Origin of the sequence: Allocoleopsis franciscana PCC 7113, assembly GCF_000317515.1 — a bacterium.
GTDB lineage: Bacteria > Cyanobacteriota > Cyanobacteriia > Cyanobacteriales > Coleofasciculaceae > Allocoleopsis > Allocoleopsis franciscana.
The window spans coordinates 2954666-2968108 of the sequence record NC_019738.1 but is presented as its reverse complement, the minus strand read 5'-3'; the positions used below and the strand labels follow the sequence as shown (position 1 = coordinate 2968108).

The following is a 13443-nucleotide window of genomic DNA, read 5'->3' as shown; positions in this document are numbered from 1 at the left end:
AGGTGTCATTTAATCAAATAAATACCTACTTTTTTAGGGATTGGTACAGGATTTGCTATATATTTAAAATTTAAGCTTTGTAAGATTTTCTAAGATTACGGAGATTGCCAACGTGGCCTTACCTTTATTAAGCTACTCACCTAAAAGCCAAAATCAGCGCGTAGCTGCATATGAAATTCCTGGTGATGAACAACCTAGAATTTTTACAACAGATAACCTGCTCTCCTCTGGAGATATGGATAATCTGATTGAAGCCGCCTACCGCCAGATCTTCTTCCATGCCTTTGCTTGGGATCGAGAGCCGGCTCTTGAATCTCAGCTCCGGAATGGTCAAAGCACTGTTCGGGACTTCATTCGTGGATTGCTGCTTTCTAAGACTTTCAGAAACAGCTTCTATGAGAAAAACAGCAACTACCGCTTTGTTGAGCAATGCGTACAACGGGTGCTGGGACGTGATGTCTACAGCGAACGTGAAAAAATCGCTTGGTCAATTGTAGTTGCTACCAAGGGTATTACAGGCTTTGTCGATCAACTGCTCAATAGCGACGAGTACCTGAGCAATTTCGGGTACAACACCGTCCCCTATCAGCGGCGTCGAGTTTTACATAGCCGGAATGAGGGTGAACGACCCTTCAACATCAAATCTCCCCGTTACGACGCTTATTACCGCTCGCAACTGGGCTTTCCTCAAATTATCTGGCAGAACGAGATTCGCAGCTACATCCCACAAGAGAGGAAGGCAAGAGCAGGCGACCCATCTCTGTATGCAGAGATGGCACGGTCTATCGCTCCCCAATCCAACCCAGTCCCACGGGTGTCAGCGCAGAACATCGATTATTTATCAAGGGTGCCTCGGCGTTAGTGCAGCAGTACGTCGCCGCAGCACATCCAGGAGTGTGATGAAGGCGGGTGGCAGAGGGGCAATTGCCTCAATCCACTCTCCAGAAACTGGATGCTGCAAGCGAAGTCGCCAAGCGTGGAGTGCCTGACCTGGTAAATTCACCCCTACAGAGCGACCACTGCCATAAACAGAGTCGCCGACGAGACAATGCCCAATATGGGCGCTGTGAACACGAATCTGGTGAGTACGACCGGTTTCGAGTTGAAAATAGATTAGGGTGTAATTCCCCAATCGTTCTCTAACTTGCCAGTGGGTGATAGCGGTACGTCCGCCTTTATCCACTGGCAAGATTGTCATTTTTTTACGGTCAACAGGATGGCGTCCGATGGGTTGGTCAATGGTGCCACTCTCTGCTGATGGCGAACCGTGGGCAACACCTAAGTATTCCCGTTGGGCAGTTTTGGCTTTAAGTTGGGCTTGTAGGTGTTGATGAGCTTGATCGGTTTTGGCGATCGCAATCGCACCCGTTGTATCCTTATCTAATCGGTGGACGATTCCCGGACGTTGAACGCCACCAATCCCCGCAAGATTTGTGCAGTGTGCCAGGAGAGCGTTGACGAGAGTGCCGCTTTCATGACCGGCAGCCGGATGGACAACTAAGCCGGCGGGTTTGTTAATAATGATCAGGGAGTCATCTTCGTACAGAACGTCTAGAGGAATGGCTTCAGGTTGTAAATCCAGGGGTTTGGCTTCGGGGATGGTGATGGAAATGCGATCGCCCGATTGCACAGTTACTTTTTTCGAGGTACAGAGTTTATCGTTAACCTGCACTTGCCCTTGTTCGAGCAGTTGTTGAATACGCGATCGCGAGAGATCCCGAAGGTGTTGGGAAAGGTAGCGATCGATGCGATCGTCCTTTTCTTCGACTTGTAAATTAATTTCTGTCACTATTGTTCTGGGTTGATGCCGAGTTCTCGTAGTTTAGCTTCTAAGGCTTGCGCTTTCAGTCGTTCTTGCTCTAGTAGTGCTTCTGTCTGCTCTGCCCTAGCTTCAGCTTGCTCTGCCCGTTGTTGCTCTTGTTCTTTTTCTTGCCGTTCCTGTTCTAGCCGTTGAGCTAGTTCCACATAAGTGGCAAACCGTTCTCCATCCGGTCGATAAATGATGAGTTCACCTTCAGAGAGTTCAAACCGTATCCCTAAGCGTGGACTAATCCAACCCATCATCTCTTCAATGGCTTCTAACTCATTGCTAGAACGTAGCCAGCCGGTCAACTCACCCCCATCGGGGTTATAGAGATAATATTCGTCAACGCCATAGCGTTGGTAAAACTTGTATTTTTCAATCATCTCTTTGACAGTATTGCCAGGAGAGAGAATTTCAAACACCACTTGCGGGGGAATGTTATCTTCTCGCCACTGTTGGTAAGAACCCCTGTCTCCTTTTGGTCTGCCAAAGATGACCATGACATCTGGGGCGCATCTGGTTTTGTTACTGCCTTCTAGGGGATACCAGAGTAAGTTGCCAGCAACGAATATATTGGAGTCGTTGGTAAACAAGAGTTCTAAGCCTAACTTGATGGCAACAATCCAGTTAAATTGCTTGGTGTTATCTGCCATTGGTTGCCCGTCGCTTTCGGGGTAGATGATGTCTTTTGGGGTGGAAGATTGTAGCTGTGTGACCATCGCTTTAATTCCAAATCCGCTAGCAGCTTTATTAATTTTAGATAAACGGCTCAGGGGGCATGGGAGAGCCGATTGATGGCTCTCATCCCCTCTCCCTTTTGTGCTGCTACACATTGACCCCCCCAACCCCCCTTATTAAGGGGGGAGCTTGAGTGAAGAGCTAGGGGGACTAAGCGTCTATTGCTTGCGATCGCTCACATCAAAAACAACCTTAAATTGGATATTGGGGACACGCTGACGCAAGAGCAGGAGATGTCCATCTGCATCGGAGCGAGAGCGATAGCGACCAATGATTAACCATTTCAGGCTGGGAAGTTGACGCGCCACTGCCCAAGGATTAAGACACTGTTTTTTCGTCATAATGAATTTAACTCCTTCGTTTGTTGGAGCCAGAGCCAACCCTTGACTTTCCACGGTGCGGGGTTGGCTCCTGACTTGTTGCTGTTGCAACATTATTATTGTAGTAACTTGTCTACGTTTAGGCAAGTGTTTTTTGCTACGAAATTAAAAATAATTGCTGAGAAATTAGAGCTTTAAATCACTACAAAAGTATGGGCAGATGACAAAAACCGCCCGAAAATCAATGATTTTCTGACGGGTGAGTGGCGGGTACTAAATCTAAGCTAAAACTAATTGATGTTATTTTTTAGGCTTAGCGGTTCGTTGAACAGGCAGGTTTGTCTTGTTGTCTGGCTTTTGACCTATCAAAGGCACAAAAACCTTGCTAAATTGAGTTAAAGCAACAACAAGAATAGTACTCCCATGAATAATTGTGCTTAAAGCATCTACATATTGCAAAAATGTCGATGGATCTAATGGTTTGGCTGCTGTGGGGGTTACGGGTTGAATGGTACAGATGAATTGTTCGGGTTTATTTACTGCTTTTTGACAGTTCAATAACTGATTTTTTTGCTGTTGCTGTTCAACTGATTTTTTTGCTGTTGCTGTTCAATAGATTGCTGAGTTTCTGATTGTTGGTTAATCATGGTCTTAAAGTTCTTGTATTGGTTGATAAGACCATGATGGCTTTCGGCTCATAAGGTTTAGGTTGGCTTAAGTAGGAAGCTTGACTATCCTGGTTTTGTAGGCAAAAGTAGGTTAATGTTGGTTTGTAGGGAGAAGTAGTCTCTAATTGGTTGGTTTGAAAATCCGCTTATGAACGTAAATTTCCTCTAATGGACTCCAAAGAAGCATTAGAATTTATAAATTCGCTTTTTAATGAACAAACAAAGCCTATTTTAAATGAATTAGAGGAAAATATTTTTTTATGGGTATGGTCAGGTGAGACTTAGGCTGTCATTAGTGCTAAGACTGATTATACTGAGCAATATATAAGAGAGGTTGGTACAAAATTATATAATAGGCTTAAAAAAGATTTAGGGATAAACGTTACTAAGAAAAATTTTAAAAACCCCACACAATATCGATATCAACAGCAGATATTAAAGCAAGATTCTCCGGTACAGCTAAACCCCGATAATCTGCGGATGACCTCTCCCCCAACCCCTCCCCTGCAAGGGGAGGGGAGCAATTTCAACCCCTTTGTTCCCCAACAAGGCAGAGTGGACGATGTGCAACAGTTCTTTAACAGAGAACGCGAAATCCGTCGCATATTCGAGGTTCTGAATAGCGGTAGTAGTGTTGCTCTAATCGGAGAGGAAGGTATCGGCAAATCCTCTGTGCTATGGAAAATTTGCCAACTGGCGGAAAGTTGCCTCAATTCGCCGCGTCAGTCAGTCTTCCTAGATTTGAATTGGGTTAATGATGAAAATGACTTCTACAGTGCTTTGTGTCACGAGGTTGGTATCCCTGAAAGCAAGGACTATAGCCTAACTCGCAATTTGCGCGATCGCAGAATTTTATTAGCGATAGATAATGTGGGGAAGATGACATGGGTTGGGTTTACTCGTGGAGTACGCGATCGCTTGCGTGGTTTAGCCGAGGGAAGCAATGCTCCTTTAAAGCTGATTTTAGCGGCTAGTGAACCTCTGGAGCGTCTGTTTAACGATAGTCAGGATGAAGGGAAGACATCTCCGCTTGCAGGCATTTGCCAAGAGGAGAACCTAAAACATTGGGATGAAACTACTGTCCGTGCTTTTATTGATGCGCGTCTTGCTATGACTTCGGTGCGTTTTACTGACGAGGAAATTATTCAGCTAGTGCAGGAAAGTAGCGGACATCCTCGGCGACTGATGCAGTTGTGTTATCAAACTTATTCTCGGTATCTGGAGGGTGGGGAATGAACCTCTTGCAATCGTCAATCTGCGCCCACAGACTGAAGTCTGGGGCTACACAAACAAAACCTGCCTATGCAGATTTCAATCACAATTTGCTCTTAGTCCGCGTAGGCGGACTTGGTTTGTATAGCCGCGAATTCATTCGCCAGGTATTTTTACCAGAAGTCTATTACCTGGAAGGTGTGCAATGAGCCAGCAGCACCCTGTTCCCCGCTTAGACTTAGCCCCCAAGCTAAAGCGACCCCTATCGTTGTGGAATCCACTGGATTACCTGCGGTTGTTGTACTGGGTCTTTTTCTTCCCCCAGGCTTTGAGGTGGTATGTGGAAACCTTTGGGGGTGGGTATATTCCTGAAGGGGAAATCAATGGGCGAAAGGAAGGGGAGTTAGAGCGTCAACACCGAGATCAGCTACTCCTACAAGGACTTGTATTAACTGTCGCTATTGCCCTAGCTTGGGTGGCTCTGGGTGTAATTTTTCAGAAAATAGTCGTTCTTCTTAATTGGTTCGACATGCGAGTTTCGCCTAATTGGTTCAGTGTGGCGTTGGTCGTAGCATCCATCGGGGAGTTCGGCATGACATTGGTTGTGATGTTAGTTGTGGCCTCTGTTGTAGGGTTCGACCTAATGCAGCTGATGATGCTGGGCATGGTGTTAGTTGTGGCCTCCGTTGTAGGGTTCGACCTGGTGCAGGGTATGACAATGGGAGTGGTAGGGGGTACAGTATTGTACGTAACATTAGGCGTGGCATGGGGTGTAGTTTGGGGTGTAGTATTACGTGGGGCAGTCGGCGTGTCATCTGGCTTGCTGTTGGGTGGAGTAGTTGGTGTGGCGTCTGTGCTGGTGTTGGGGATGGTGTGGGGCGTGACGTGGAGTGTGGCATGGCTCGTGGTGTTAAGCATGGCAAAACTCCGTCCAGTGAATTGGCTTTTGGGTATATCTGTCGCCCTGTGTTCACCTCGGAGTGAATACTGGCAAATTCCCCATGTCACTTCGCTTCCCATTCCCTTCCTCTCTTCTCGATTAACACATTGGCTACGTCAGGATTGGGAAAGCGGTGTGCATAATGTTAATCAATTGCTGAGCTATACTCTTCAGTTCAGCCCTGTTGTCCAGGCAATAAATCATGTGTTTGCTGAGACGCCTCTGGAGCAAGCCATCCTTCGTGTAGTCAAGCTGGTTGAAGACCCTTTCAATTGGGAGCTAGTGCATTCTGTCTCAGATTTTGTAGTAGAAGAAGATGATGAGAAAACCCAATTACATAAACCTACCCCTGCTAGTACCCCTTCCGGTATTGCTGCCGCTGGTTTCTGGCATCTCTATAAAAAAGAACCTGAGAAAGCGAAGAAACATTTTGCAGAAGTGCGTTCTCTTTTCTACGGTGAAGAAATGTTCACCCTTGCCCAAACGCTAGTAACTTTAAACGAAGCTAAAGAGCAAAACACTATTGCTGCACGTCAAGTGCTTACTTTCCGAAAGGAACCTCTTCTGCGTCCAGCAACCTGGGAAGCGATCGCATCTCTACGTCGCGTTGTTGAGGATGTCCAGCTTGTTCAAGGCAGCGTGTCTCGTTCTGCCAAAGCCTTCGCCCTCGCTCGCGCCCAAGGAGAACTCACAAAGATCCTGAACAATGCCGACACTGTACCGCAAGCGGAGCGATCCCTAATCGTAGACATTGCTCAAACTTGGAAAGAAGCCCTGTTGCAAGTAGCTGGTGAAGTCGGAGAAATTTCCATCACCAAACCTGTAACTAATCCGTATGTAGTAGGCGATCCTGTTGAGGGGAATCTCTTTGTCGGGCGAGAAGACATACTCAGACAGCTAGAAGAACTCTGGGTTATGGGTCATCAACTGCAATCTGTAGTTCTCTACGGACACCGACGCATGGGCAAAACCTCCATCCTCCGTAACGTCGCCAACTGTTCAGGCTCAGGGGTAAAGGTAGCCTATATCAACCTACTAAACATGGGAGCTACTTCTCAAGGAGTCGGGGAAGTACTGATGGCGATTAGTGATGCTATTTCCGATGCGACAGGCTGCACACCTCCATCTGATGCAGATTTGCTGAACCTTCCCTACCGTACCTTTGAACGCTATTTGAAACAGGTCGAAGCACTTCTTAGCGGTGGGTTAATCGTCGCCCTAGACGAGTTCGAGAAAATCGAAGAACTGATAGAAGCTGAGAAAATCCCCAAAGACTTTATGGGATACCTGCGGGGATTGGTGCAAATGAGTTCCAAAGTCGCCTTCGCCTTTGCAGGTTTGCACACCTTGGAAGAAATGACAGCCGATTACTTCCAACCCTTCTTCGCCAGCGTCATCCCCATCCACGTTGGCTTCCTGCAACCTGGGGCTACCCGCCAGATTCTCGCAAACCCAAGTGATGAAAATTCTTCCTCTGCCATCCCTCCTGTAGGGGGGAAAGAGGGGGGTGACTTCCCCCTCGACTACACCCCCGAAGCCCTAGACCAAATCTACACCCTCACCGCAGGTCAACCCTACTTAGTTCAGCTCGTAGGATTCCAGCTCGTTCGCCGCTACAATGACTATGTTTTCGAGCAAGGACGCTCCCGCAACCCAGTATTCACCGTAGAGGATGTGGAAGCCGTCATCAACGACCCTGAATTCTTCAAGCGAGGGCGCTACTACTTCGATGGCGTTTGGGGACAGGCAGCACGAGGCGCTTCTGGGCAGCAGGCAATACTAAAAGCATTGGTACCTCATCCAAACGGGTTAAACTTCGACGAATTAAGGACAGAATTAGACGAGTTGGTAGGGGCGCAAGGCCTTACGCCCCTACAGGAGGAAACGTTGCAGGAAGCCCTCAAGACTCTGATACGTCACGATGTGATTCAAGAAAGAGAAGGACATTGGCAGATTATTGTGGAACTGTTTCGTCGTTGGGTTGTGCAAAATTAGGCCGCCTAAACCTGCTGGGAGAATTCAGGCAACAAGGAGCAAGCGATTGCCTTTGGCACCAGCGAAGCTGATCGCACAATTTAAGCATCTGACAAAATGTGAGTAAGCCAGTACCCATCCCACTAGCCATGAACCACATCACCCTCACCATCCCCAACCTCACCAGCAAAGACTTTGTGAAACTGTGCGAAGTGAACCGAGACTTACGGTTAGAACGCGCCGCTACTGGAGAAGTAATCATTATGCCCCCAACAACCCCTTGGACAGGTAAGAAAAACGGTGAAGTATATGGTCAACTCTGGTTGTGGAATCGACAGACAGGCTTGGGTAAAACCTTCGACTCCTCCACTGGCTTTACGTTACCTAATGGTGCCGTCAAGTCGCCAGATGCTACTTGGGTGAGCAATGAACGCTGGAATACCTTAACCGAAGACGAACAACAAGAGTTTTCACGACTTTCTCCTGATTTTGTGGTCGAGTTACGCTCCAAAAACGATACATTGAAAGAACTTCAAGAGAAAATGCGAGAGTACATCGATAACGGTGTGCGTTTGGGATGGTTGATTGACCCGAAAACCAACAAAGTAGAAATCTACAAACCTGGGCAAGATGTTGTCGTACTGAACTCGCCAAGCACAATTTCAGGGGAAGATGTACTGCCAGGATTTGTCTTAGATTTGACTCAGATTTGGTAAATGATATCATTTCCATCTGCATCGGAATTATTCAAAAACCTCGGTGTCCCTCCGCGTCCCCCTCTGCGCTCTCTGCGTTAAAAAATATGATTCAAAAGGTGAACTCGCTAAACTTGCGTAATTTGTCTCGATCTGCGTGAAGTCTAAAATAGAAGACTTCTAGAGGTAAGTGCGTGGTTAAACACACTCAAGCTAAAGTCCTCCTAACTGCAATACTCAAAGTTGCCATCCTCTGCCTGTTCCTGTTCTTGCAGGTAAGCGGCAAAGCTCTAGCGCAACCTGTCCCATACGCCCCAGTTGCCCCCCTAATTGAGAAACTCACCGATACTGATTTTCGGGTACGCCATGATGCTGCCGATGCGATCGCAAAAATTGGCTCCCCCGCTGTTCCCTTTCTGATTAATGCGCTCAAAGCTGAAAATCAGCAAGTTCGTTGGCGTGCTGCCTCTGCCCTTGCAGACATCGGTGCCGAAGCCTCAACGGCCGTCCCCACGTTGCTGACGACCTTGCACGATCAGGATGAATACATTCGCCGGATTGCCGCCTATGCACTTGGAAAAATTGGCCCAGAAGCCTCCACAGCCGTCCCTGACCTGATTGAAGCTCTGCACGATTCTGATCGAAACCTGCGCTTAGTTGCTGCCTATGCTTTAGGAAAAATCGGTTCTGCCGCCTCCAGCGCCACCCCTGCTTTAATCGTCACCCTACAGGACACGAATGCAGAAGTTCGCTGGAATGCGGCAATGGCTTTGGGACGCATTGGTGCGGATGCCAATACCGTAGTGCCGGCTCTCATTGCCGCCTTGCAAGACAAGACGAAACATGTTCGCCAAGGTGCTGCGGATGCTTTAGGGCAATTTGGTGCTAAAGCGAAAACTGCTGTACCAGCCCTGATTACCACCTTAAAGGATGAGAATAAATACGTTCGCTTGAATGCGGCTTCTGCGTTGGGGCGAATTGGTTTAGAAGCCAAACCCGCCATTCCTGCACTAATTGCCGCTTTACAAGATGACAAGGTGGAAGTTCGTCGCAATGCTGCCAACGGACTGGGAGGAATTGCCGGTGTGTTTCAAGATAAAGCCAAGAAGCTATCCAACACCGAGTTGGACAAAGACATCTCGGACTTAGAGAAAGCTCTCAAAATTGTAGAAGACCCCGAAGCCAAGTTTCCAGAGGAATACATCGCTGTTGTTCGCCGTCCTCTTCTAGCACTGCAAGCTGAAAAACAAACCCGCCTATTTGATCGCACTTTGGAATGGATACTTCAGCATAAATGGTGGTTAGGTGCGATCGCTTACATTCTCTTTGTCCCCCTCATCTGGTTCATTCTCCTCCGCGTGCGTCCGTTGTGGTTGCTACAAATTAACAACGCCCTCAAGCCTTACACTGATGTTCCCCTGCCCGTGATCGGTATCAGCGTACCCATTCGATATGCCTTATTTGTCGGGTTCTTCCACTACCACCCGAAAGTGTTAGATGGTTGGGTGGCATCACATGTAAAATCTGTGCGAGAGGAATTCCAACAAAAGGATACAGTACGCGATCGCAACGTGTACATTCCTGTCCCCGTCGTTCTTGATGGCGAAACTGTCCCCCAACTTACCGCCCAAGATTTACAGCCCAAGTTCCAAAAACAGCGTAGTTGTCTACTCATCTGGGGTGAAGGAGGTGCAGGAAAAACCAGCTTAGCTTGTCAAATTGCCAAGTGGGCAACCTCTGATGATCCGGCAGAACGCCTGTGTGAACACCAGATGCTGCCTGTATTGATTGAGGAAGAATTGGACTTTGAAGCCACGGACAAACCACCGTTCATTGCTGCTATCCGAGGGCAGTTGCAAGATTTAACCAATGAGGCTGATCCAATCTCTGAGGAATTGCTGGAACGTCTGCTGCGACAACGACGTATTCTCGTGATTGTCGATCACCTTTCGGAAATGAGTGAGGCGACGCGCAAAGCGATTCGTCCGGAGTTACCGGATTTTTGTGTCAATGCGTTGGTTATCACCTCCCGCACCGAGGAAACCCTGGGCAAAGTTACCAAAACCACGCTCAAACCTTTGCGGATTGAAGGCAATCGACTCTCATCCTTTATGGAAGCGTATCTGACGCAACGAGGAAAACGCGATCGCTTTACAGATACGGAGTTCTTCGATGCCTGTAGCCGACTGTCCACGATGGTGGGAACACGCAACATCACCGTGTTGCTGGCGAAACTGTATGCGGAACAGTTGATTGCCCGTCAAGACGGCACAGCATCGGCTACAGGGACACAAAGTCTTGCACCCCTACCGGATAACATCCCCGATTTGATGCTGAGTTACCTCAACGAACTTAACCGTGATGTAAACGCAGATAAGCTGGATGATCGCATGATTCAGGAGGATGCTAAAGCCCTAGCCTGGGAATGCTTGAAGGGAACCTATCGTCCTGCTGCTGCCAAACGCAAAGATGCGTTAGCTCTATTAAACGGAGACGATGCAGAAGCTCGCCTAAAATATTTAGAAGACCGTCTGCGTCTAATCCAAACTATTGGCCCTGCTCAAGACCAAATCCGCTTCGCCCTCGACCCTCTCGCCGAATATCTCGCCGCTTTGCAGTTGATTGAGAATTACGGCAAAAATCAGGGACAGTGGCGCAAATTCCTCAACCAAGCTGCAACCATGCCGGGAGCACCCGCGGCTATTCAAGGCTTCCTACTTGCCGTACACGATTGCTGTTTGCGTCAGGGGGCAGATGTTAAGGTGCCTGACTTTGTTGCTCAGGAACTCAGGAAACAGGCAGGTTTAGCTAGTCCATCAGGACAAACTCAGATGGCACAACAGCCTTAAAAATCTAACGAGTCTCAGCTTTAGCAAAGCTGCCAATTTTTTGCAGGCAATACTTGTGGTTCTGAACTATCTTGACGGCTAGGAGAAAACTTGCGATGGCACTGCCGAATGGGAATCTCAATAATAAACTCAGTGCCCTGTCCGGGTGCGGATACACATCGTATTTGCCCCCCGTGTTTTGCCACAATAATTTGATAACTAATGGACAACCCCAGACCCGTTCCCTGACCTATAGGTTTGGTTGTAAAAAAAGGATCAAAAAGCAGAAGCCTAACTCGTTCGGTCATGCCGGGGCCATTGTCGATAATTCGGATAACGACACTCGGTAAGTTAGAAATAGATTCCCTCGCGTCTATCAGCTCTGTATAAATCTGAATCTGAGGCGAAGGGTGAGCCACCATCGTCTCACTTTCGATATGTTCACTGCTAATAATCATCGACTCCAAAGCATCAATCGCATTCGCCAAAATATTCATAAAGACTTGATTGATCTGTCCCGAATAACACTCGACAGAAGTGATTCTTCCGTACTTTTTTATCACCTCAATAGCAGGGCGTCCCGGCTTTTTCTTCAGCCGATGCTGCAAAATTTGTAAGGTCGTATCGAGACCTTCGTGAATATTCACTCGCTTCATTTGCGATTGATCGGTGCGCGAGAATGTCCGCAGAGAGGCGACAATATCACGAATTCGCTCGGCTCCCACTTTCATCGATTGCAATAGCTTCGGCAAATCATCCATGATAAAGTCTAAGTCTATCGTCTCTTCATACTCCTGAATGACAGGTACTGGATTTGGATAGTGCTGCCGATAAAGATTGACCAGTGTCAGCAGGTCTTGGATCGATTCGCTGGCTGGGGTAATATTCCCATAAACAAAACCGACTGGATTATTAATTTCATGGGCAATGCCAGCTACCATCATGCCCAAGCTATACATTTTTTCACTTTGTACTAGCTGGGTTTGGGTTTGCTTAATCTTATTCAGCGCTTGCTCTAGTTGAGTCGCTTGTTCTCTAAGCTGAGCTTCTGAGTGCCGCAGCGCCACCTCTGCTTTAAAACGCTCGTGCTGAAGTGAGAGTGCCGCCGCCGCCGCCCTTAACAAGTCCACTGCCGATGCTGACCATACCTTTGCCTTTGTACAGTTATCGAAGACAATGAACCCAAAGAACTGATCGTTCACGCATAGGGGCAAAACTAATAGTGATAAAATCCCCATTTGCTCTAGAGTAAAACGCTCTTCTTCAGGAAATTCGCTGACGAGTCCCATAATGGTTTCACCCCGTGCCAAAATCTCAGTCCATCGGGGTAAGCAGGTTTCATAAGGCAAATAAGGACATTTGGCACTATCACCTTCACTGTAGAGGTGAGGAACATACCACTGGGCACAGGGACGGCTCCACAACTCACCCCTAGTATCGTAAAAATTCTCAAACACATAAACATGACTGGCTTTAGCCGATTGCCCCAGCAGCTCCAAAATTGAGGTGTAGTAGTTTTTATCCCCTTTGAGTGACAACAAGCTGTGCTGTACTTCGGCTAAAGCCGCCAAATATCGTTCACGCTCTGCCAATGCTAACTCGGCTAACTCCCGCTCAATGATTTCAGATTGCAACACTTGATTGGCTCTTGCTAGCTCTCTGGTTCGTTCCTCTACCCGTTGTTCTAACTCTTGTTTCGCTTGGCGTAAGGCATTCTCCGCTTCCTTGCGCTCAACAATTTCTTTTTCCAGAGCTATGTTTGCGGCTTCAAGTTGGGCTGGACTGGGTAATGCTAACGCCTGTGGGATTAGAGGCACTAATTCTGAAGCCGTATATAGAGAAACTATTGCAGTAATGGCTTTCATCAAACCCGATAGCCAATAAACCGGATGCCAAAGCGTCAATATTTCCAGTAAATGACCCGTGCCACAGGACAAAATAAAGGCACTAAACAGCAGAAAAATTCCTTGGAAAGGCACATCCTGACGCTGACGCACAAAATAGAGCAGCATCAGAGGAATTGAGTAGTAGGCAAGACCAATCAAAAAGTCCGAGCCGGCGTGCAACCACACTAATTCCGGCTTCCAGAGGAAGCAGTAGCCGTGTGCCATGAAATTTCCGGAGAAAAAGTCTTGTATCGATTGCAGCATGGGCTATTCAAAAGTAGCAGAATTGCAAAGGAGCAAATTACTGATTATTGAGGTTGCAAGCTAAGGAGAGGGGGAAAGTTAGGGTAACTCACATCTTGCATCACCCCCCTAACC

10 protein-coding genes are annotated in these 13443 nt (G+C 47.6%); 5 read left to right on the top strand and 5 right to left on the bottom strand.

What is annotated here, in order from left to right:
- Positions 1 to 112: 112 nt before the first annotated feature.
- Entirely contained in the window at positions 113 to 862 is a 750-nt protein-coding gene (locus tag MIC7113_RS12485; protein ID WP_015182525.1) for a phycobilisome rod-core linker polypeptide, read from the top strand.
- Here MIC7113_RS12485 and MIC7113_RS12480 read toward each other — a convergent pair.
- The 4 genes from MIC7113_RS12480 to MIC7113_RS12465 form a co-directional block, all read right to left on the bottom strand.
- Entirely contained in the window at positions 842 to 1789 is a 948-nt protein-coding gene (locus MIC7113_RS12480; protein ID WP_015182524.1) for an RluA family pseudouridine synthase, read from the bottom strand. The two genes, MIC7113_RS12485 and MIC7113_RS12480, sit on opposite strands and share 21 nt — an antisense overlap.
- Positions 1789 to 2523, bottom strand: coding sequence for a Uma2 family endonuclease (locus MIC7113_RS12475; protein WP_015182523.1), 735 nt, complete (start codon positions 2521 to 2523; stop codon positions 1789 to 1791). The genes MIC7113_RS12480 and MIC7113_RS12475 overlap by 1 nt, the downstream gene beginning before the upstream one ends.
- Before the next feature lie 177 nt (positions 2524 to 2700).
- The gene (locus MIC7113_RS12470) at positions 2701 to 2976 is read right to left on the bottom strand and encodes a hypothetical protein (protein WP_015182522.1); all 276 of its coding nucleotides are present in this window, start codon (positions 2974 to 2976) and stop codon (positions 2701 to 2703) included.
- 186 nt (positions 2977 to 3162) lie between these two features.
- The gene (locus MIC7113_RS12465; protein ID WP_041780029.1) at positions 3163 to 3420 is read right to left on the bottom strand and encodes a hypothetical protein; all 258 of its coding nucleotides are present in this window, start codon (positions 3418 to 3420) and stop codon (positions 3163 to 3165) included.
- 590 nt (positions 3421 to 4010) lie between these two features.
- On the opposite strand from MIC7113_RS12465, the gene MIC7113_RS12460 reads away from it, so the two are divergent.
- The 4 genes from MIC7113_RS12460 (at position 4011) to MIC7113_RS12440 (ending at position 11200) form a co-directional block, all read left to right on the top strand.
- Entirely contained in the window at positions 4011 to 4766 is a 756-nt protein-coding gene (locus MIC7113_RS12460) for an AAA family ATPase (RefSeq protein ID WP_015182521.1), read from the top strand.
- Between the two features lie 181 nt (positions 4767 to 4947).
- On the top strand, positions 4948 to 7677 hold the full coding sequence (locus MIC7113_RS12450; protein ID WP_015182519.1) for an AAA family ATPase: 2730 nt from the start codon (positions 4948 to 4950) through the stop codon (positions 7675 to 7677).
- Between the two features lie 128 nt (positions 7678 to 7805).
- Positions 7806 to 8372, top strand: a complete 567-nt coding sequence (locus tag MIC7113_RS12445; protein WP_015182518.1) for a Uma2 family endonuclease — start codon at positions 7806 to 7808, stop codon at positions 8370 to 8372.
- A 173-nt stretch (positions 8373 to 8545) separates the two neighbouring features.
- Complete coding sequence (locus MIC7113_RS12440; RefSeq protein WP_015182517.1) at positions 8546 to 11200, top strand: HEAT repeat domain-containing protein; 2655 nt, start codon at positions 8546 to 8548, stop codon at positions 11198 to 11200.
- A 20-nt stretch (positions 11201 to 11220) separates the two neighbouring features.
- Here MIC7113_RS12440 and MIC7113_RS38060 read toward each other — a convergent pair whose 3' ends face one another.
- On the bottom strand, positions 11221 to 13329 hold the full coding sequence (locus MIC7113_RS38060; protein WP_051055665.1) for a GAF domain-containing sensor histidine kinase: 2109 nt from the start codon (positions 13327 to 13329) through the stop codon (positions 11221 to 11223).
- Positions 13330 to 13443: the final 114 nt, after the last annotated feature.